The sequence below is a fragment of the Selenomonas ruminantium subsp. lactilytica TAM6421 genome, from assembly GCF_000284095.1.
Taxonomy (GTDB): Bacteria; Bacillota; Negativicutes; order Selenomonadales; family Selenomonadaceae; genus Selenomonas_A; species Selenomonas_A lactilytica.
The window spans coordinates 241,684-261,796 of the sequence record NC_017078.1 but is presented as its reverse complement, the minus strand read 5'-3'; the positions used below and the strand labels follow the sequence as shown (position 1 = coordinate 261,796).

The following is a 20,113-nucleotide window of genomic DNA, read 5'->3' as shown; positions in this document are numbered from 1 at the left end:
AACAGCCAAATTCATAGCGGCGCACTGCATTTTAACTGCTACAATATAGTTAATCAGAAAATAAATGCACAGGAGAGGAGATGCGTCAGCATGATTTACTACAAGGCGATTCTCCGGTACACACTGCGGGATAATTCCGTACTGCAGCGCAAGGATGATGGCACAGACAGGGAAACGGCGAGTGAATGGGCTGAAAATGTCAGCAAAATCAGTTCGGTAGCAGGCTTGCAGGTGCGTGGGGAAGCCTACAATGTATTTGTCTATGAAGCGAATACAGAATCCATGTCCATAGCCATCGTAGCTAACAAAAACGGTATAAAGGAATCGGCGGAATTACTTTCGTTTATTGAAACGAAGGTCTCAAAACTGAACATAAATTTAGGTATAGAGACAATGGAACTCCAGAACCTTGAGGAAATCTCACAGGATGCATTTGTCAATTGTACAGAGCGTGGTTCCTTTGAAGACTTCATCAATTCCCGCTATCATCGGAATGTCCTGCAAGTTCTGAACATCGATGAGCATAGCCGTAATAACAATCGCAGTTATTATTGCTACAGTGAAGCTCTCTGTCCGGCAGAAATGCTGTCCTATCGGAGCTGTCAGGTAAAGCTGAAATGTATGATTGCCGACGAATCTTTGCGGGAAGAGATGGCTAGGATTTATGATAAGCAGAATGCGCAGGGCTTTTGGGGACATCCTGTCCATTATCAAATTCATGCAGAAAGCCTGACATCAGCTCATCGCATGATAAATCTACTAATGCAGGGCCTTTACAAGAATGGCCGTATCGTCAGCCTCCGCAAGAACATTATTGACCATATTGGAAAACGCTGCAACGATGATAAAAATATCCATAAGATTTGCAAGGACTCCTATGGTGGCGTAATCTTATTCTTCCTTAATGGTCAGACGGAAGACAGCGGCCAATATGCGAATGCCAATCACATTTTGGTGGACTTCTTTGAGCAGCTTATTCGTCAGCACCAGCAAAATGTACTGTTCATGCTGGTAGACATCGGCCAGCAGGCAACTCTTTCCCATAAGGTTATGGAACAGCTGGTACCAGATGTGTCCTTTATTTCCATACGGGAAGGGGTGGGGAATGTCGAATCTGCCATGACCTTCGCTAAGGAACTGCAAAAAGAGCGGAAATTCCCCGGCTGGAATGCCAAAGCCTTCCGCAAGACTTTGAAAAAAGAAATGTACCGTATGTCAGAAGTACAGACTGCCTACAATGAGTATTGTAAGAAAACATTATCCGAGAAGATTTACCGGGCTTATAAAAGTGCTGAGGTTATCAAAATCAACAGCAGCGTAAAAAGTCGCAGTTCAGCTTACGAAGAACTGAACCAGTTGGTGGGGCTGGATAATGTAAAATCACTGGTAAATAGCATTTTGGCCTTCTCAAAATTGCAGAAGCAGCGGAAAAAGGCCGGACTGCCAGCAGGTGGCAATGCCCCTCATATGGTATTCTTTGGCAATCCAGGCTCGGCCAAAACCACTGTGGCACGGTTATTGGCACGGATTCTCAGCGATGAACAGATATTGCAGGGTGATATTTTTGTGGAATGCGGCCGTCAAGACCTTGTAGGGCAGTTCGTTGGCTGGACTGCAAAAACTGTGGAGAAAAAATTCCGTGAAGCCAAGGGAGGTATTCTCTTCATTGATGAAGTATATTCCTTGGTAGATGCTAAAGATGGCAGCTTCGGCGATGAAGCCATCAACACCATTGTGCAGCAGATGGAAAATCACCGGGATGACACCATCGTTATTTTCGCCGGCTACCCAGACAAGACCATGAATTTCCTGCGGAAAAACGAAGGCTTGCGCAGCCGTATCGGTTTCCAGTTGACCTTTAACGACTATACGCCAAATCAGTTGGATGAAATCCTGTTGAAGATGGCAGAGGAACGTTGCTATGAGCTGAGCGAAGAGGCAAGGGAGGCATGCCATCAGATTTTCCGGCGGGCTGTGCGCATGACGGACTTTGGCAACGGACGCTATGCCCGGAATCTGCTGCATAAGGCCATTCTTAATCAGGCAGACCGTATCTATGCTGAATCCGTTAACGGTATAGTCAATAAGGAAATGCTGATGACACTCACTGCAGCTGACTTCGAGGAGGTCGAGGAAACTTTTGTGGAATACGGCAGCAACTGTGACCGGGCAATTGGTTTCATTGAAGAATAAAAAGATGAAGGGGGAGACTACCGTGAAAAGCAAATACGAGAACATCTATGTCATAGGGGAGATTAATGGCGATTACGAAAAATTTCAGGACGTCTGGCAACAGTTGGCAGTTCAGCCCCAGCAGGACTTAGTCGTTTTCCTGGGGAATTATATAGGTACAGGTGACGGCAATGGCGAGATGATGAGCTGGCTGTTAGAACATCAGAAAGACGATAACCTTGTTTTCATCGAGGGCGTTAATGAAAGTTTTATGTATACGGCAGAAGTGGTAGCGGATGAAACAGAGGAAAATTTTGCGGAAATAAAAAGCGTATGGCGTGAAGAACTGGGCGGGTTTGAAGTTGAATGTGCAATGGATGAACAGGCAGATGTTGGCAAGTTCTATGAAGATTGGTATGAATTCATGCGACGTATTCATCGCAATCGTAAGTATGAAATGCAGGATGAGAGTGGAAAATTAATTTTTGTCCATCAGAATCTTCGTAATCGATACAATGAACCCAACGCCACTGTATTTGATACCGACTTTTTGAAGGATAGCGATATTGTCAAAAAATCAGCACATCCACGTAGGCAACTGGTGGCCTACGAAATCAGAAAGAAAAAATTCTACATACCAAAAACAGATAGTTGATTCTGGAGGGTTACAATTTTCATGATGTACACCAAAAAACCGGCCTTGATAAGTATTGGTGAAGAAGACCAGATATTTCCGCAACTTCCGGCAGCAGAGCAGCAGGAGCTGCTCTGCAAGCCGTTATATCCTAAAATGGCTACGGGGGAACTTTCTCTGCAGGAGCGTTTAGAGGTCAGCCGTTTATGTGAAGAGGCCGCAGCAACCGTTTTTATCGTGAATGGTAATTGCCGTACGGATTTAGCATGTATGAAAAAGTTGGCTAATTACTATTGTGAAAATCGAGCCGATTTCATCATTGTAGTATGTCAGCTTGAGAAGGATGCGCATAAAAATGATGATTTGCTCCGTCATTTATGCAAAAAGGCAAATGGGATATATTTCATCCATAACAATTATGTTTACTGGCATTTGGCAATCTATCTGTGCTGGAGTTTGCGGGCATTTCACCTGCATACCAAGGCCCCAGAAGCACAACCGAGCGACTTCGCTGTAATTCGTAAGGTATTTCCCCGGCAAGCCAATCAGATTATAGATGTGTTTGATACATACTCCAGTGAAAATGAAGAAAAAACAATCGTGGATAATTTTCTGGCCAATGATGTGAACCTGCGAAAGCTGAAGGATGCCTATACAGGCTACTGTTATCTGACTACGGTAGATGGCAGTCAGGGACATAGGGATAAGCTGACAGAAATGCATCAGCGCTTGTGCGAGATTACAAAAGATGACCAATTTTTCCTGACCGTATTCGAATTAGGAACGGTAGCCAACACGAATTCAATGCTGACTGTCATTACAAAAAAAATGGCCGTTTGAAAGCTGCGACTATGCAGGATTTTACTTGCATAAAGAAGAATTAAACAGCGATGTCGGAAAATTCTGGAGGTGATACTGTGGCAATTGACCTGTCAAAAAGCAGATATTGCGAAGGCTTACAATGTCCCAAGCGTGTCTGGCTCAGAAAATACAATGAAAAAGCCTATGATGAGTCCTACAACAATCAGGCCCTATTTAACGAAGGCACTGCAGTAGGTAAGTTGGCTAGGGGCCTATTCGGTGACTTTAGTGAAATTGCATATAATGATGACCGTAAAAAAATGGCGCAGGATACCCAGATTGAGCTGAAGAAGGGGGCATCCGTCATAGCAGAGGCATCCTTCTTTGTGGACAAGCTCTTTTGCAGTGTAGATATACTGCGGATTCTGGAGCAAGGAAAAGTGGAACTATACGAGGTCAAGGCCAGCAAGGAAGTAAAGCCAATCTATCTCCAGGACATTTCCTTCCAGTGTTATGTGCTGACAAAGGCTGGCTTTGAGGTGCAAAAGGCGTGTCTGGTGCATATTGACAATACCTATGTCCGAGGTGATGAGCTGGATATACAGCAGCTATTCAAAATCGTTGACCTGACGGAACATGTGTTGGGAATGCAGGATACCATCAAGGAAAACATTGCAGAGCTGGCCTGCTATATGGAGGAGGCAGGGGAAAATGAGCCATCCACGGATATTGGCTTACAATGTTTCGCTGTAAAGAATACACTGCATACGTATGACTGCCCCTATTTTACCTATTGTTCCAAAGGGCTGGAAAAACCAAATGTTTTCGATATTCACGGTATGAAAACGAAAACAAAGGTTAAGTATTACAAAGGGGGCTATTGCTCCTTTGCAGAAGTTCTGCCTGAGCTAACGAATGCGACATACAAACAACAAGTAGATTATGAGCTTAATAATAAGGGGGAATATATTGACCAGCCTGCTATGAAAGATTTTTTGAGTCAATTTCATTACCCCCTATATTTCCTTGACTTTGAAACCATAAATCCAGCAATTCCTCGGTACAAAGGAACAAAGCCTTATCAAATGCAGGTATTTCAATATTCCCTGCATATTCTAGACTCAGAAGATGCGGAACTGAAACATATCGAATATCTGGGGAATCCCCATAATGACTCCCGTAAAGAAATTGCCCAAAGAATCTGTCAGGAAATTCCCCCAAGGGCCTGTATTGTAGCTTACAATGCCAGTTTTGAATCAACTCGCATCCGTGAATTGGCAGAAGCTTATCCGGAAATGCGTGAACGACTGCTGGAAATGACAGGGAACTTTGTGGATATGATGCAGCCTTTCAAGGCTAGATGGTACTATCGCAAGGAATTCAAAGGAAGTTACAGCATAAAAGAAGTGTTGCCAGCCCTTTGCCCGAATGATTCGGATTTAAATTATGAAAATCTGCAGGGCGTGCATAAAGGCAATGAGGCGTCGGCAATCTATCTGGAAATGGCTGAAGATGATTGTGAAAATATCGAAGAAAAGCGGCAGCAGTTGTTGAAATATTGCAAACTTGATACGTTGGGGATGATAAAAATACTTGAAGTATTGAAGGAAAAAGTCAATCCTAGTAGTGTGAAGGTTACAGAAGATTTATTGGCAGAATATGAAGATTGGTTGAAAAATGTTAAACGCATAAAATCAATAGATATATATATGCGTTATGTTAAGATGAAATACATTGAGAAGGGAATTGATGAAGATTTAGCACAAAAAACGCTTAATAATAATAAAACATATAATAATCGATTTGATGAATTTTTATTAAATAACTCAAACTTCGCAGTTGTAAAACTGCCCATTAATTATTAAATCAGATTTTCTAAAATAAAATAGCATAAGCCGTCTCCGTTTTGTATAATGAAAGTGCCTAAACTATCACAACATAAACGGAGGGCTTATGCCATGAATATTGTAGCACATAATCACCAGTCTCGTGAACTCCTTTCCTCGAAAATTTCTCGTTTTCTTGAAGAATTCCATGTAGGACGGATTCTTAAAGCCTGCAATGCATACAAGGTACGCGGCTTTTCGGTCAAAGACGTATTTCAGGTAGCTTTTGAAAATGCCTTCAGCAGTAAATCATTCTTCCAAAAGCAGCGAGAATCTTCAACGTCTATCCCTTTTGCTAAGGATACCTTTTACCGATTTATGAATTCCAGCAGCATCAACTGGCGCAAATTCACATTACAGCTATCCTCGGCAGTTATCCAGAAGATTGAACCACTCACCAACGAGAGACGTCGCAATGTACTTATCATCGACGATTCTCTTTTCAGCCGGGCACGCGCGAAAAAGGTAGAACTGCTGGCTAAGGTCTATGACCATGTAGAGCATAAATATACCAAAGGTTTCCGTATGTTAACGCTTGGCTGGAGTGATGGGAATTCCTTTCTGCCGTTGAGTCAGTGCCTGTTATCTTCCGCAGAACGTGAAAACCGACTGCAGGAAGCATCTTCAGATATTGATGCGAGAAGCAATGGTGGCAAACTGCGTAAACTGGCGCAGACTAAGGCTACCAGCGTGATGCTGACCTTGCTGAAAGATGCGAAAGCTGCTGATGTTCCAGCAAAGTATGTCCTTTTTGACACTTGGTTCTGTTCACCGTCTTCTTTGCTACAAGTCAAGGATATTGGCTACGATGTCATTGGCATGGTCAAGAAAAGTGACAAAATTCATTTTCGCTACAATAGACGGATGCAAAGTGCACCTGCCATTTTCCGAGCAGCCAAGAAGCGCCGTGGCCGATCCTCGTATCTTCTTTCCGTAGAAGCGGAGGCTATTAAAGGAAACCAGACTATTCCCGTAAAACTGGTCTTTGTTAGAAACAGGAACAACCGACAGGATTATCTGATTTTGGTTTCTACGGATGTCAATCTGTCCGAAGAAGAAATCATCCAAACCTATGGCAAGCGCTGGAATATAGAAGTCTTTTTCAAAATGTGCAAATCGTATCTGAAACTTGGCAAAGAGAGCAGAACTATGTCTTATGATGCAATGACCGCCCATGTGTCTGTTGTGTTGGCTAGATATATGCTGTTATCTCTGGAACAACGCAGAAAAGTCGATAAGCGGAGTATTGGCGAATTATTCTATGTTTCGTGCGATGAATTGCAGGATTTACAGTACATGGATGCGCTGATTATGGTGTTGAAAAAGCTTGTATCCATGATAACGGAAAAATGGCTTTTCCTTGAAAAAAACTAAATGCCATGCTAGATTCCTTTTTGGAAAATCTGCCTGATTTATGGCACAATTGCCTGAACCGATGTGCATGATGTTGCCTTTTTAGCAGTCAGTTCCCTATGCTACGCCTGATAGAAGGCTTGTTTCGGATGTGCGAAGTTTGAGTAAATAAGAGAATGACCTTGCATGATGAAATATGAGGTGATTATTTATGGCGAAGAAAAATAATAATGAATTGGAAGAAGCTAAAACAACAAAGGATGGGTATGAAATTTTTTTAGAAAAAATTAAAGTAGATAAAGAACAATTTATTAATTGGGGGGTGGATGCATATTCTATGCCTAATGAAGATAAAGCAAAAAATGAATGGGATAAGCTTAAGAAAAGAATTGATGATAAAAGAAGAAAATTGAATAATGAAGAAAATGTGTATATTAGAAAGTATGGAAGAAGTGAAGGTTCTAAAGAGCTTTATATAGATTTTTATAAGGAAGTATTTGGATTAGAGATATGTACGGATCCGACTAATAATAAAGAACCACAAGAGATTTTAAAAAGACTGGTAGCGGATGAGAATAAGACTAATTATATAAATTATCAAGTTTCACATGTTTGGGGGAAAACCAAAAATATGTATATGTTTTCAGCACCATGGAATATAATGCTTATACCCAAAATGTTTGATCCGTTAACTGGACATGAAGCAAAAGGAGACTTACCTAGGAGATTTCAAAAAGCACTTCGACAAAAAATCTATAATAAATACAGAGAGCTTATTATTGATTATAATAAGCTCATATGGGATGAGTATTTGAATAATGAAGCTAGGAGGGAGAAATGTAAGAAATATTATGATAAAATCGAGAAGAAAATTAAACCAAAAGGAAACTTGGGAAGAATCACCAATAATATGTTTAAAAAATTTAAAATTTCCATAGATAGTGAGTTCGTAATGATAGATAAGTATGGTAAAACTACTACTGAAAAAAATAATGTGGAATTTCCTGATGCAATCGAAATAAATTCTATTATAAACACTACATCATTAAATGTATAGTATAATCAGTTTAAGGTGTTGAGCCGTCTTATTTTAATCAAAAGACTCAATATAAAGGTAGCGGTGATTAAGTAGGAAAAAGGAGAGTATATATTATAATGACAAAAGAAAAATATAATGAGCTTGTGCAGCTGGTTCAAGATAAATCCAAATTAACCCCACCATTGCTAACATATAACAATTATGATAATTGGGAGCATAAAGCAACTTTAGCAAGATTATTGAATATGTATGGCCTTAATTATCCAAAATATGCCATTGAACTATTTCGTGATGCGATTGCTATTCCACTTAATGAAAAATCGTCCGATAGATCCTCTGATATAGATTTACGTGCGTGGGCACTTCGTGATCTTAGCATACTGGAGAGCCAGCAAGGTGATAACGAGCAGGCGCTCCAGCATATTGAACAGGCAATAGACCTTGCCGAATCCCGAACTGATGATTATGAGTTCACGATTCGTGGCAATCTTTTGATGCATAAGTTCCTAATCCTTTGCGAACTAGGACAGGCGCAGGAAGCAGAAGCCCTGGCTGATGATATGATTGAACGTTATAAAAACGCAGGCAGCAAGAACAACAGTTATGTTTTTTATGGCAATCAATGCAAGGCAAAATTAGCTGCTAAAAGAGGAAAACATGCCGAGGTAAAGGAATTTATGTTGAAAGCTCTTGATGCCCTTGATAATACCAATGAAGCCGTGGCCGCCAGTCGTACTGCATTGCTATCCATCAATACGGCTGGGGCCTCGGCTATGGATCTGTTTAAGGAAATGCAGCAGGCTTTACCGGATGCATACCATGAAATTGTGTATTGGGATACTAATTGTTTTCAAGATAAGCGTTGACATCTAATGCATCTTGTAGGCGTTGTTTGAGCTTTTCGCGGATGGAGGCTGGTTCTTTGACAAAGATACGGCTCCCCATCTGCATCAGCCAAACATACAGACCTTCATTTTCTTGAACACGGATGTAGGCACTGTATAACTGCTTACCGTCTTTTGCATAACGTCCACTGATGGGATTGAGTTTCAGAGCACGGCTATCCAGATCAAAGCGCATTTGTATCAGACGTACGGAATCTTCCGTGAAATACAGACGCAGCTTTATGGGGGCAGACATGCTATGGAACATCCATAAATGCTCTCGCATGTAACGGTCAAGAGCAAAGCTTTTCAATGCCGTTTGATGTGATAATTTTTCGAAATCCACCGTTTCGTTAGTTTTGCTACATTTATTCTTTTCTGGTATGTAATAATGTTTATACTCATCCATAAGAGAAATTGACTCTACAGGTGACATTGTTAATCGCATGATGTCATTTGCGATGCGTGATACCTTGAAATGAGTAAATGTTTTGCGTCCTTTTTCATTGAGACTGTCGAGATTGGCAATCAGATAACATTCATCAGAGTGCCAAACAAGAAAATAAGGGGAAACGATGTATTTCTTAGGCTGGCCGGTTTTTTCGTCAATATGTTTATGCCGCTTTTTTATTTCATTTGTATCATTGATATAGTAGGTAAAAGAAATTTTATTTTCATACCAGATTGATTCCAGGATAATTTGGATGATAGGAAGTATTTTTCGTTTTGTCTTACGACGTGGTGCGGTGTTACTAAGCTGTTTCATCATGATTTTAAGATATTTATCGCCAAGAGCATCCGTGCGATGCATAAATTTTCCTAATAAAGCAATGGTTTCTTTTGTAGAAATGGATGGAGATTGGAAAAGAGCCTGCGCAATTACCGAGAATTCTGCTGAATCAAAGAGAAATTTATCGCAGTAGTAACCACTTTTCTTGGCTTTCATGGTTTCAATATGGAAGAGCTTGCTGGCATTGATTGATTTTATATATCTGCCAATTGTGGTATCGGATATAGTATTGTTTTGTTCTTGAGGGAAAATGGATTCCAAGGCTGTTTCGACGTCGTTGATTAACTTTGGTGTGGCTCTTGGATTTGCATGATTAGTATGTAGCAAGGCATCGAGCAGCAACAAAAATTTCACCTTGCTTTTATTGGCAGAGTCCATTATGATAACCTCCCTTGTCAGGAAATATAAGGTGCATATTATCTTGTTAGACTATTTCTGCAATGAAAGAGCAATATCCTGCTAATCATTCATAGAATTTAACCATTTGTTTATGGTGGTAATTAATTTTTCATCACAAGGTATTGGAAGATAAAATTTGTAATTATGTGATTTATATAAGACTATACATCCCCTAATTATCCCCTTGTATGATATGCCAAAACGCAATAGATTCGATTCGTGGTCTAGGAATTCTTTTGGGAATTTGTCAACTTTCAATAATCGTAGAATATCGTACAATTCACAAGTGCTTCCTATAAGTGTAAATTCATATCCGTCAATTATATTTTCGTAACCAAAAGCATCGATAGGATATGTGAATTGACAATATTTATTTGAATGGTCATTTTTCCAACAAATGAAAGCTTGGGTATTCATTTGATCAACTCCTGAAAGCTAATATTTTCGATACATGTCAATACAAAATTCTCTAATTATTTTATTGTTTCAAGTATAACAGAGGTACCATATAGATAGCATATAAAAATCAGCTGTTCTGCCAAATATGACAGGACAGCTGATTTTTATGATGTGCCTAGCGGTGTGAGTGTTCGGCTGATAGTCAACTGTCATCATGGCACATAGCCATTTGTACTCTCGGCCGGACGGTTTTGTCCTGATTATCAGGTTTTGACATGTCAGATTGACCGGTCAATTTTTTTTTGTGCAGGACAATTTGCAAGAAGGAAAATATGGTCTGTATGCCGAAATTTGTATTAATTGCTGAAATTTTACGATTTTGTGCACAATAAAGGAGATGGTTAAGCGATATGCCTGTTATGGATTATCTGGAACGAAATGCGCAGCTTTATGGGGATGAGGTGGCGCTGGTGGAACTCAACCCCGCAGAGCCGGACAACCGCCGTCTGAGCTGGAAGGAATACAGTCTCATTGAAGCAAATTCCTTTGCGCCCTACCGGCGGGAAATCACCTGGAGCGTCTTTGACGAGAAGGCCAACCGCTGCGCCAATATGCTGCTGCAGCGGGGCATCGGCAAGGGGGACAAGGTGGCCATCATCATGTACAACAGCCTGGAATGGCTGCCCATCTATTTTGGCATCTTAAAGACCGGCGCCATTGCCGTGCCCTTCAATTTCCGCTACGATGCCGGGGAAATCCTCTACTGCGCCGAGCTGGCGGAGGTGCAGGCCATCATCTTTGGGCCGGAGTTTATCGGGCGCATCGAGACCAATGCGGAGCGCCTGTCCAAAGGGCGGCTGTTGATCTATGTGGGGGACAACTGCCCCAGCTTTGCGGAAAGCTATCATATCCTGGCGGCGGACTGCCCCAGCACCAAGCCGGATGCACCCCTGATTACCGATGACGATCTGGGGGCCATCTATTTTTCCTCGGGCACCACGGGCTTTCCCAAGGCCATCCTGCATAAGCATCAAAGCCTGACTCAGGCGGCTCAGATGGAGCAGAAGCATCATAAGACGGGGCGGGAGGATGTGTTCCTCTGCATTCCGCCCCTCTATCATACGGGAGCTAAGTTCCATTGGATGGGCAGTTTGATTTCCGGCAGCCGGGCCGTGCTGCTCAAAGGCGCCAAGCCTGATGTCATTCTCTCGGCTGTGTCCCAGGAGCATTGCACCATTGTCTGGCTGCTGGTGCCCTGGGCCCAGGATATTCTGGATGCCTTGGACAGCGGGGAATTGAAGCTGGCGGATTATGAACTTGCCCAGTGGCGGCTGATGCATATCGGGGCCCAGCCTGTGCCGCCCAGCTTGATCCGCCGCTGGAAGGAGTATTTTCCCCATCACGATTACGATACCAACTACGGCTTGTCGGAATCCACGGGGCCGGGCTGCGTGCATCTGGGGCTGGAGAATATCCGCAAGGTGGGGGCCATCGGCGTTCCCGGCTACCGCTGGCAGTGCCGCATCCTGGATGAGCAGGGGCAGGAGGTGCCCCAGGGAGAGATCGGCGAGCTTTGTGTCAAAGGCCCCGGGGTTATGACCTGTTATTACCATGACGAGGAAGCCACGGCCGCCGTGCTGCATGATGGCTGGCTGCTGACGGGGGATATGGCCCGGCAGGATGAGGAGGGTTTTTACTATCTGGTGGATCGCAAGAAGGATGTCATCGTCAGCGGCGGCGAGAATATCTATCCCGTGCAGATCGAGGACTTCCTGCATAAATACCACAAGATCAAGGATGTGGCGGTCATCGGCCTGCCCGACCGGCGTCTTGGGGAAATCAGCACGGCCATTATCGAGCTCAAGGAGGGCATGAGCTGCACTGAGGCGGAGATTGAGGAATTCTGTCTGGATCTGCCCCGTTACAAACGCCCCAAGAAAATCATCTTTGAGCCGGTGCCCCGCAATGCCACGGGCAAGATTGAAAAGCCTGTCCTGCGCAAGCGCTATGGCATCGAAAATCTCGTGGCGCAGGAGACCCAACGATAACCCATACAGAAAAGAGGAGAGCTATGAAGAAAGAACTGATGCTGGGCAACAAGGCCATCGCCCGTGGCCTTTATGAAGCAGGTGTCTGCTTTGTCTCCAGCTATCCCGGTACACCCAGTACCGAGATCACGGAGGAAGCAGTCAAATACGATGAGATCTACTGTGAATGGGCGCCCAATGAGAAGGTGGCCATGGAATCGGCCTTCGGGGCTTCGCTAGCCGGCCGGCGCGCCTTCTGCGCCCAGAAGCATGTGGGGCTTAATGTGGCAGCTGACCCCTTGTTCACCATGTCTTATACGGGGGTTAATGCAGGGCTGGTCATCGTGGTGGCCGACGATGCGGGCATGCATTCTTCCCAGAATGAGCAGGACAGCCGCCATTATGCCATCGCCGCCAAGGTTCCCATGCTGGAGCCGGCGGATTCCGCCGAAGCCCTGGCCTTCACAAAACTGGCCTATGAGCTGTCGGAGCGTTTCGACACGCCGGTGCTCCTGAAAACCTGTACCCGGGTAGCCCATTCCCAGTCCGTGGTGGAAACGGGGGAACGGGTGGAGCAGGAAAAGCCCTATGCGAAAGATATCGCCAAATACGTCATGATGCCGGGGAATGCCAAGAAGCGCCACCCCATTGTGGAGGCGCGTACAAAAGCTCTGCGGGAGTATGCGGAAACCGCTGAAATCAACCACGTGGAGATGGGGGGCACGGATTTAGGTATCATTACCGCATCCACTTCTTATCAATATGTCAAGGAAGTTTTCGGGGATGAGGTCAGCGTCCTGAAGCTGGGCATGACCAATCCCTTGCCCGATAAGCTGATTCGGGACTTTGCCGCCAAGGTGAAAAAACTCGTGGTGGTGGAAGAACTGGACGATGTGATCGAACAGCAGGTCAGGGCCATGGGGCTGACCGTATCCGGTCGTGATATCCTGCCGGGCATCGATGAATTCTCCCAGAATAAATTGGCGGCAGCCTTTGACCGGGAGGTGCCAAAGGGAACGAGTATTGCAGAGCCTGTTCCCCCCCGGCCGCCGGTTATGTGCGCGGGCTGCCCCCACCGGGGCATGTTCTATGCCCTGAAAAAGCGCAAATGCACGGTGCTGGGGGATATCGGCTGTTATACCCTGGGAGCTGTACCGCCGTTGGGGGCCATCGAGATGACACTCTGCATGGGCGCTTCTATTGGTGCCACCCATGGGTTCCATAAGGTGCTGGGGGAGAAAGCTGGGAATGTGGTGGCCGTTATCGGCGATTCCACCTTTATGCACTCGGGCATGACAGGGCTGGCCAATGTGGCCTACAATCAGTCGGCTTCCACCATCGTCATCCTGGACAACAGCATCACGGGCATGACGGGCCACCAGCAGAATCCGGCCACGGGTTACAATATCAAGGGCGAGCCTGCGGGGAGAATCGATCTGGAAGCCCTCTGCTGGGCCATGGGCTTTAAGCGGGTGCGGGTGGTGGATCCCTATGACCTTAAGGCCTGCGATACGGCTATTGCTGAGGAGCTGGCCGTGGATGAGGCCTCTGTTATTATCTCCCGCCGTCCCTGTGCACTGCTCAAGAAGGTGAAGCATCGCCCGCCCCTTGTGGTGGACAAGGAAAAGTGCATTGGCTGCAAGAGCTGCATGCGGGTAGGGTGTCCTGCCATTTCCATGAAGGAGGGCAAGGCTGTGGTGGATGCCACCCAGTGCGTGGGCTGTGAAGTCTGCAGCCAGCTCTGTCCGAAGCAGGCGTTTTCCAGCACCGGGGAGAAAGGTTGAGGCGTATGAAGACAAAGAATATCATCATCGTAGGCGTTGGCGGCCAAGGTTCCCTTTTGGCCAGCAAGATACTGGGGGATCTGCTGCTGCGGGAAGGCTATGATGTCAAGGTGTCCGAGGTTCATGGCATGTCCCAGCGTGGTGGCAGCGTCATCACCTATGTGCGCTTTGGCGATCATGTGTACTCCCCTGTGGTGGATGCAGGGGAAGCGGATTACATCGTGTCCTTTGAAATTCTGGAAACGGCCCGCTGGTTGGCCTATTTGAAGCCTGAGGGACAGATTGTGACTAATACCCAGCAAATCGATCCCATGCCGGTGATTACGGGACAGGCTGAATATCCGCAAGGGCTGGTGGAAAAAATCCGGGAGCAGGGCGTAAAGCTGGACGCCATGGACTGTCTGACACTGGCCCGGGAAGCCGGTTCGGTCAAAGCCGTCAATATCGTGCTTTTGGGCAGGCTTTCCCATTATTTTGACATTCCCGAGGAAAAATGGCAGGCCGTATTGACGGACAATGTGCCGCCGAAGTTCCTGGAAATCAATCGCAAGGCATTTGCGTTAGGAAAGAATTATCAAGGTTGAGATAGCCTTCCCCTTTGGGGAAGGGGGACCGCGCAGCGGTGGAAGGGGCTATAACAAAGAGCTTTCCCAAAGAGGAAAACAAAGAACAGGGGGAACTATATGGAACGTTATTTCCAGCAGGAAATGGAATGTGCGCCTTATGAGAAAATCAAGGCCATACAGAACGAAAAACTCATCAAGCAGGTGCATCATGTCTGGGAGCATGTGCCTTATTACCGCAAGAAGATGGAGGAAAAGGGCGTGCGCCCCGAGGATATTAAATCCACGGCTGATCTTTACAAGCTGCCCTTCCTGTCCAAGAAGGATCTGCGCAAGGCCTATCCCTATGGTATGCTGGCGGTACCACTGAAGGACTGCGTGCGCATCCACTCTACATCGGGCACCACGGGCAAACGGGTGATTGCCTTCTACACCCAGGCGGATATCGATATGTGGGAGGAATGCTGCGCCCGGGCCATTATGGCGGCAGGGGGGACAAACGAGGACGTCTGTCAGATTTCCTATGGCTATGGCCTCTTTACCGGCGGGGCAGGTGTTGACGGTGGCTCCCATAAGGTGGGATGCCTCACGGTGCCTGCCAGCTCCGGCAATACGGAACGGCAGGTCATGTTCATTATGGACCTCAAGGCTACGATTCTCTGTTGTACGCCCAGCTATGCGGCTTATCTGGCTGAAAGCATGAAGGAGATGGGCTATCGGCCGGAGGATATCCCGCTGAAAATCGGCATCTTCGGTGCCGAGGCCTGGTCTGAGGAAATGCGGCAGGATATTGAGAAGACCTTGGGCATCAAGGCTTATGACATCTATGGGCTGACGGAGATTTCCGGCCCTGGGGTGGCCTTTGAGTGCTCGGCCCAGAATGGCATGCATGTGAACGAAGACCATTTCATCGTGGAGACCATCGATCCGGAAACCGGCGAAGTCCTGCCGGAGGGCAGCCAGGGGGAACTGGTGTTCACGGCGCTGGACAAGCAGGCCTTTCCCATGCTGCGCTATCGCACCCGGGATATCTGCACCCTGACCAGGGAAACCTGCTCCTGTGGGCGCACCCATGTGCGGATGCTCAAGCTCAAGGGCCGCTCCGATGATATGCTGATTATCCGTGGTGTCAACGTGTTCCCAAGCCAGATTGAGACGGTGCTGCTGAATCAGGGCTATGCCGCCAACTATCAGCTGATTGTGGATCGGGTGAACAATACGGATACATTGGATGTCCGGGTGGAAATGACGCCTCAGATGTTCACCGACAGTGTGGGCGAAATCGACGAACGGCGCAAGGCTCTGGCTGACGGCATCAAGGATATTCTGGGCATCCGGGCCAAGGTCACGCTGGTGGCACCCAAGAGCATCGAGCGCAGTGAAGGCAAGGCCGTGCGGGTGATTGACCGCCGGAAAATCTGACGGGGAGGTGCAAGAAGATGTGTGTAAAACAGATTTCTGTATTCCTTGAAAACAAGCCGGGGATGCTCAAGAAGATGACCTCTGTGCTGACGGCCAATGATATCAATATCCGGGCATTGACGGTGGTGGACACCAAGGACTTCGGCATCGTGCGGATGCTGGTGGATGACGTCTATGAGACCACCAATGTGCTGGGGGAGGCCAACTTCATCGCGTCGCTTACGCCGGTGCTGGTCTATGCCATTCCCGATGAGGTGGGGGGCCTGGACAAGCTCCTGCAGGCCTTTGAGGAGGCCAAGATCAACATTGAGTACATGTACGCCTTTGCGGGTAAGAACGGTGCTTATATGATCTTCCGGGTAAGTGAGACGAAGACGGCCGAGGCCCATCTCGTAGCCAAAGGTTTCAATTGTTTGTCAGCGGAGGATATGGCTGAGGTCTGAGACAGGGCGCACTGTCTCCTCAAATCAGGTGTCAATATTATCTTCATGCTTGCGGACGGTTTCTGCCACCACTTTGTCATAGCCGGTCAAAGCGGCGAAGGGGGAAAACTGAGCGGCCCTTTTTTCCATGGGCATGCGGGGATGGCAGCGCAGCTCAGGGCGGGGCAGGTTGATGATGTCGGCATAGTCTTCGATCTTTCGTGTCACATTCATGCTTTATGACCTCCTATTTCACGGTTGCGCTCGATGGTGCGGGCTTCTTCTTTCAGGTTGGCCGCTTTGAGGATGGCATTTTTGCCAAAGCGGTGCTTGATGGCCAGCATGGCGTGTTGCAGGGATCTTTCCCGTTTTTCCGCTTGCTGGTCGGCTTCCTGCTGACGGGCTTTGCTCTCCATGTCCTCAAAGAGACTGAACTGCACGACGGCTTCCTGCTGACAGGCCAGACTGTCTTCACTGATCAGCCGGCCGGCGGTTACGGTAATGCGGCGGACAAGGAGAGGGGGCAGGGTAATGCGGTCATAGAGGGCCAGCGTTTCCTGCAATAGTTTTCTGGTGGAAGATGTGTGCCGGTCAAGGCTGATGGTTCCATGGGCAGCCTTGGGCACCTTGCGCCCGTAGTGGTCGATATGGACGGGACCGGTATAGCCCCTGGCCATGTTTTCGATATCATAGCCCACATCCAGCACGATCTGATTGGTCAGCAGTTTCTTTTCCACCAGGTCAAGGACTAGTTGGTCGGCCATTTCCCAGACGATGAGCTTTGCCTGCTCGTGGGTATACGGGCAGTGGAGTACCTGCCCGCTGCTCAGGCTGGTGCTGGCGGGACGGTAGCTTTTGACGGTTTCCATGGTGCAGGGTTCATAGCCCCAGGCATGGTCGATGAGCAGTTCGGCGTTGACGCCGAATACCTGATAAAGGTCACATTCGCCCCTGGCGCTTATAGAATAGCGGGCAATATCTCCCATGGAATGCAGCCCCATATCGACAAGCTTCTTGGCATAGCCACGTCCCACCCGCCAAAAGTCCGTGAGGGGGGTATGGTTCCAGAGCTGCTGCCGGTAGCTCATTTCGTTGAGCTCAGCGATGCGCACGCCGTCCTTGTCCGGGGGCATGTGTTTGGCCGTGATATCCATGGCGATCTTAGCCAGGTACATATTGGTGCCGATGCCGGCGGTAGCGGTGATGCCGGTTTCGGCCAGCACCTCCCGCACCATCTTCATGGCCAGTTCATGGGCGGTCAGCTTATAGGTGTCCAGATAGGGGCCGGCATTGATGAATACCTCGTCAATGGAATAAGTATGGATGTCACGGGGGGAGATATAACGTAGATAGACGCCGTACACCCGTGAACTGTAATCCATGTAAAGAGCCATGCGGGGAGGCGCCACAATATAGCTGATGGCAAGCTGGGGATTTTTCGCAAGTTCCTGACTGTCACAGGATTCGCCAACCAGTTTTCTGCCGGGGGCCTGATACCGGCGGGCACAGTTGGCGAATTTTATTTTCTGCACGACCTCAAAGAGACGGGCCCGTCCCGGCACGCCGTACTTCTTGATGGCAGGACTGGCGGCCAGACAGATGGTTTTTTCCGTGCGGCTTTCGTCTGCCACCACCAGATTTGTCGTCAGCGGATCGAGCCCCCGTTCCATGCATTCCACCGAAGCATAGAAGGATTTGAGGTCAATCGCGATGAATTTTGACTTTTCCATAATGGATATCACACATCCTATTGTGAAATTGACTTGCACAAAGTGTAGCATAACCTGTCCATTTTGACAAGTCAAAATATCCCCAAACTACTTCCTGTTTATGTTTTGGTGAAAAGCATGACGCCTGGTGGCAGCATCCCTGTCATCAACATTGGAAAAATTTTGTGCCAATAAGGAAAATAAGGCTTTTCTCCTCTAAGATTTTGTGATAGACTATGCTCAGCTTTGTAGTTTTTTGATAAAGGAGCCAGTGAAATTGAAAGTACCAAGCTATATGCTCTCTTCCTATGTGGGCAGACGCGTCATTACGCCAGCCCAGCGCGATGTTCTGTTCCATGCCTTTTCACAGCGGTTGAATATCATTGTCTGCGGAAACCACGGGGTGGGTAAAACGACCTTCCTCAACGCGATTGCCAACGAACTGCATCACCTGGGTGCGCGTACCGTGCTGGTGCAGAATTTCAACGAGTTTTCCTTTCATGAGTCTGCGAAGATTCACCCGATTTTTACTTTCAATTCGCCCATAACAGAATTCAATCAGGCACTGGCTGCCAAAAACGGAATTGTCATCAACGAGCTGGAAGCCGGAATCGCCAAGCCGCTCCTGCTCGCGCTGCGCCGTGGCCGCAAGGGCGTGCATTTGGGCCTTTCTGACTGCTCGGATGCCGGTCATGCCCTGATGCGCTACGCGCTGCTTTCCAAGACTTCCTTCCAGGAAGTCCCACATCTTATCGATCTTGTGGTGCATATGGAAATCAATACGCGTAATCAGCGCAGCGTACAGATAAAAGCCGTGGATGGCTTCAACGAGAAGACATCAGAGTTTATCCTGCGGGATTTTGATACACTGAACAAATCCATACAGGCCGCTTCGTAAAAAGCTGACATTTGACCGGTCAATTTGATTGGTCAAATGTCAGCTTTGTTTGTTTCCGGGGAAAAGTGGTGCCGTAGGGATTTATGCTTGCTCGTGCTTGTGATATAATTGTGAGCAAGAAAGGATAACAAATGCAATCAGCTTTCAGGCAAAATAAACAGAATATTAATAATTATAATACGATATTTAACCAATTGCCCTATGGACAGGCATGTAAACAATGAGTGCGCAGGGGGAAGGACAATGAAAAACTTGGCGGACAGAAAAGAAGATAAGAGACTGGCAAAAGCTATAGCAGCTGCTTTAATGGCAGGGCTTTGGGTTTCCAATCCAAAGTATCATGACCTGTCTCAACAAGGGAATTGTCCTGGAAGAAGAGTCCCCATACGGGGAGATCTGGGATGAATTTGAAAAAATAAAGAATGAACTCACGGCCGAAGCATGGAGAAAGATAGAGGAAGGGATGGCATTTGAGGAGGCTGAGAAATGGTATATGGCAGAGAAGGATGTCCTTTGGAAGAATTTCATTGCCGATCCGGAATACAAGGCAGTAACCGATACCATTGCTCCTACAGGGCTCTTGCATGATTACTATCAGTTAGATGTTCGGGGGCCTTTGCCAGAGGAAGTTATTGAAAAGCTCAAGGACATGATCGTTGAAAATGGTGCAGTTCGGGCATCTCACTGGGGAGCGGATAGTGCGCAGCAAGGATTTTTTAACTATGGGGAATGGTATAGCACGAACGAAGCCGTCAATCACGGTCAGGTTTTGGTGGGCTGGGATGATGACTATCTTTTCAAGCTCAAGGATGAGGATGGCAATGAACTGAAGGGTGCCTTTATCATGAAAAACAGCTGGGGAAGTACAGTGGGGAAGGCGGGGTGCCGTCGATGCCTATATCTATGCCGATTATGGCTGGGGGCGGAATAA

Annotated in this window: 17 protein-coding genes and 1 pseudogene; 15 read left to right on the top strand and 3 right to left on the bottom strand. The window is 46.9% G+C overall.

The window, feature by feature from the left end; all coding sequences use genetic code 11:
* The first annotated feature begins 90 nt into the window (after nt 1–90).
* The 7 genes and pseudogenes from SELR_RS18070 (at nt 91) to SELR_RS16765 (ending at nt 8,751) form a co-directional block, all read left to right on the top strand.
* Entirely contained in the window at nt 91–2,193 is a 2,103-nt protein-coding gene (locus tag SELR_RS18070) for an AAA family ATPase (RefSeq protein ID WP_014431257.1), read from the top strand.
* Nucleotides 2,141–2,827 carry a metallophosphoesterase gene (locus SELR_RS16790; RefSeq protein ID WP_014431256.1) on the top strand — a complete coding sequence of 229 codons (687 nt, stop codon included), beginning with the start codon at nt 2,141–2,143 and terminating at the stop codon, nt 2,825–2,827. Before SELR_RS18070 ends, SELR_RS16790 begins: the two co-directional genes overlap by 53 nt.
* A gap of 21 nt (nt 2,828–2,848) precedes the next feature.
* The gene (locus tag SELR_RS16785; RefSeq protein WP_014431255.1) at nt 2,849–3,646 is read left to right on the top strand and encodes a hypothetical protein; all 798 of its coding nucleotides are present in this window, start codon (nt 2,849–2,851) and stop codon (nt 3,644–3,646) included.
* A 77-nt stretch (nt 3,647–3,723) separates the two neighbouring features.
* Nucleotides 3,724–5,472 carry a DUF2779 domain-containing protein gene (locus SELR_RS16780; protein ID WP_014431254.1) on the top strand — a complete coding sequence of 583 codons (1,749 nt, stop codon included), beginning with the start codon at nt 3,724–3,726 and terminating at the stop codon, nt 5,470–5,472.
* A gap of 93 nt (nt 5,473–5,565) precedes the next feature.
* Nucleotides 5,566–6,938: pseudogene (locus SELR_RS16775) on the top strand (IS4 family transposase).
* Between the two features lie 119 nt (nt 6,939–7,057).
* Nucleotides 7,058–7,903 carry a hypothetical protein gene (locus SELR_RS18065; RefSeq protein ID WP_014431252.1) on the top strand — a complete coding sequence of 282 codons (846 nt, stop codon included), beginning with the start codon at nt 7,058–7,060 and terminating at the stop codon, nt 7,901–7,903.
* A gap of 98 nt (nt 7,904–8,001) precedes the next feature.
* A complete protein-coding gene (locus tag SELR_RS16765; protein ID WP_014431251.1) occupies nt 8,002–8,751 on the top strand; it encodes a tetratricopeptide repeat protein in 750 nt (249 codons plus the stop codon).
* On the opposite strand, the gene SELR_RS16760 is transcribed toward SELR_RS16765, so the two are convergent.
* Nucleotides 8,726–9,937 carry a helix-turn-helix transcriptional regulator gene (locus SELR_RS16760; RefSeq protein ID WP_014431250.1) on the bottom strand — a complete coding sequence of 404 codons (1,212 nt, stop codon included), beginning with the start codon at nt 9,935–9,937 and terminating at the stop codon, nt 8,726–8,728. The genes SELR_RS16765 and SELR_RS16760 overlap by 26 nt on opposite strands.
* 830 nt (nt 9,938–10,767) lie before the next feature.
* On the opposite strand from SELR_RS16760, the gene SELR_RS16750 reads away from it, so the two are divergent.
* From SELR_RS16750 to SELR_RS16730, 5 genes are all read left to right on the top strand, one after another.
* Nucleotides 10,768–12,405, top strand: a complete 1,638-nt coding sequence (locus SELR_RS16750; protein ID WP_014431249.1) for a class I adenylate-forming enzyme family protein — start codon at nt 10,768–10,770, stop codon at nt 12,403–12,405.
* Between the two features lie 23 nt (nt 12,406–12,428).
* The gene (gene iorA, locus SELR_RS16745; protein ID WP_014431248.1) at nt 12,429–14,168 is read left to right on the top strand and encodes an indolepyruvate ferredoxin oxidoreductase subunit alpha; all 1,740 of its coding nucleotides are present in this window, start codon (nt 12,429–12,431) and stop codon (nt 14,166–14,168) included.
* A 5-nt stretch (nt 14,169–14,173) separates the two neighbouring features.
* A complete protein-coding gene (locus SELR_RS16740) occupies nt 14,174–14,752 on the top strand; it encodes an indolepyruvate oxidoreductase subunit beta (RefSeq protein WP_014431247.1) in 579 nt (192 codons plus the stop codon).
* A 99-nt stretch (nt 14,753–14,851) separates the two neighbouring features.
* Nucleotides 14,852–16,153, top strand: a complete 1,302-nt coding sequence (locus tag SELR_RS16735) for a phenylacetate--CoA ligase family protein (RefSeq protein ID WP_014431246.1) — start codon at nt 14,852–14,854, stop codon at nt 16,151–16,153.
* Nucleotides 16,154–16,170: 17 nt separating this feature from the next.
* On the top strand, nt 16,171–16,596 hold the full coding sequence (locus SELR_RS16730; protein ID WP_014431245.1) for an ACT domain-containing protein: 426 nt from the start codon (nt 16,171–16,173) through the stop codon (nt 16,594–16,596).
* A gap of 24 nt (nt 16,597–16,620) precedes the next feature.
* Here SELR_RS16730 and SELR_RS16725 read toward each other — a convergent pair whose 3' ends face one another.
* Together SELR_RS16725 and SELR_RS16720 are read right to left on the bottom strand one after the other, a co-directional pair.
* Nucleotides 16,621–16,809 carry a hypothetical protein gene (locus SELR_RS16725; protein ID WP_014431244.1) on the bottom strand — a complete coding sequence of 63 codons (189 nt, stop codon included), beginning with the start codon at nt 16,807–16,809 and terminating at the stop codon, nt 16,621–16,623.
* The gene (locus SELR_RS16720) at nt 16,806–18,305 is read right to left on the bottom strand and encodes a Y-family DNA polymerase (RefSeq protein WP_014431243.1); all 1,500 of its coding nucleotides are present in this window, start codon (nt 18,303–18,305) and stop codon (nt 16,806–16,808) included. The genes SELR_RS16725 and SELR_RS16720 overlap by 4 nt, the downstream gene beginning before the upstream one ends.
* A 256-nt stretch (nt 18,306–18,561) precedes the next feature.
* Between SELR_RS16720 and SELR_RS16715 the strand changes: the two genes are divergently transcribed.
* From SELR_RS16715 to SELR_RS16710, 3 genes are all read left to right on the top strand, one after another.
* Complete coding sequence (locus SELR_RS16715) at nt 18,562–19,182, top strand: P-loop NTPase fold protein (RefSeq protein WP_014431242.1); 621 nt, start codon at nt 18,562–18,564, stop codon at nt 19,180–19,182.
* 243 nt (nt 19,183–19,425) lie between these two features.
* The gene (locus tag SELR_RS18990; RefSeq protein WP_158645846.1) at nt 19,426–19,587 is read left to right on the top strand and encodes a hypothetical protein; all 162 of its coding nucleotides are present in this window, start codon (nt 19,426–19,428) and stop codon (nt 19,585–19,587) included.
* 88 nt (nt 19,588–19,675) lie between these two features.
* On the top strand, nt 19,676–20,113 hold the full coding sequence (locus tag SELR_RS16710) for a C1 family peptidase (RefSeq protein WP_231848202.1): 438 nt from the start codon (nt 19,676–19,678) through the stop codon (nt 20,111–20,113).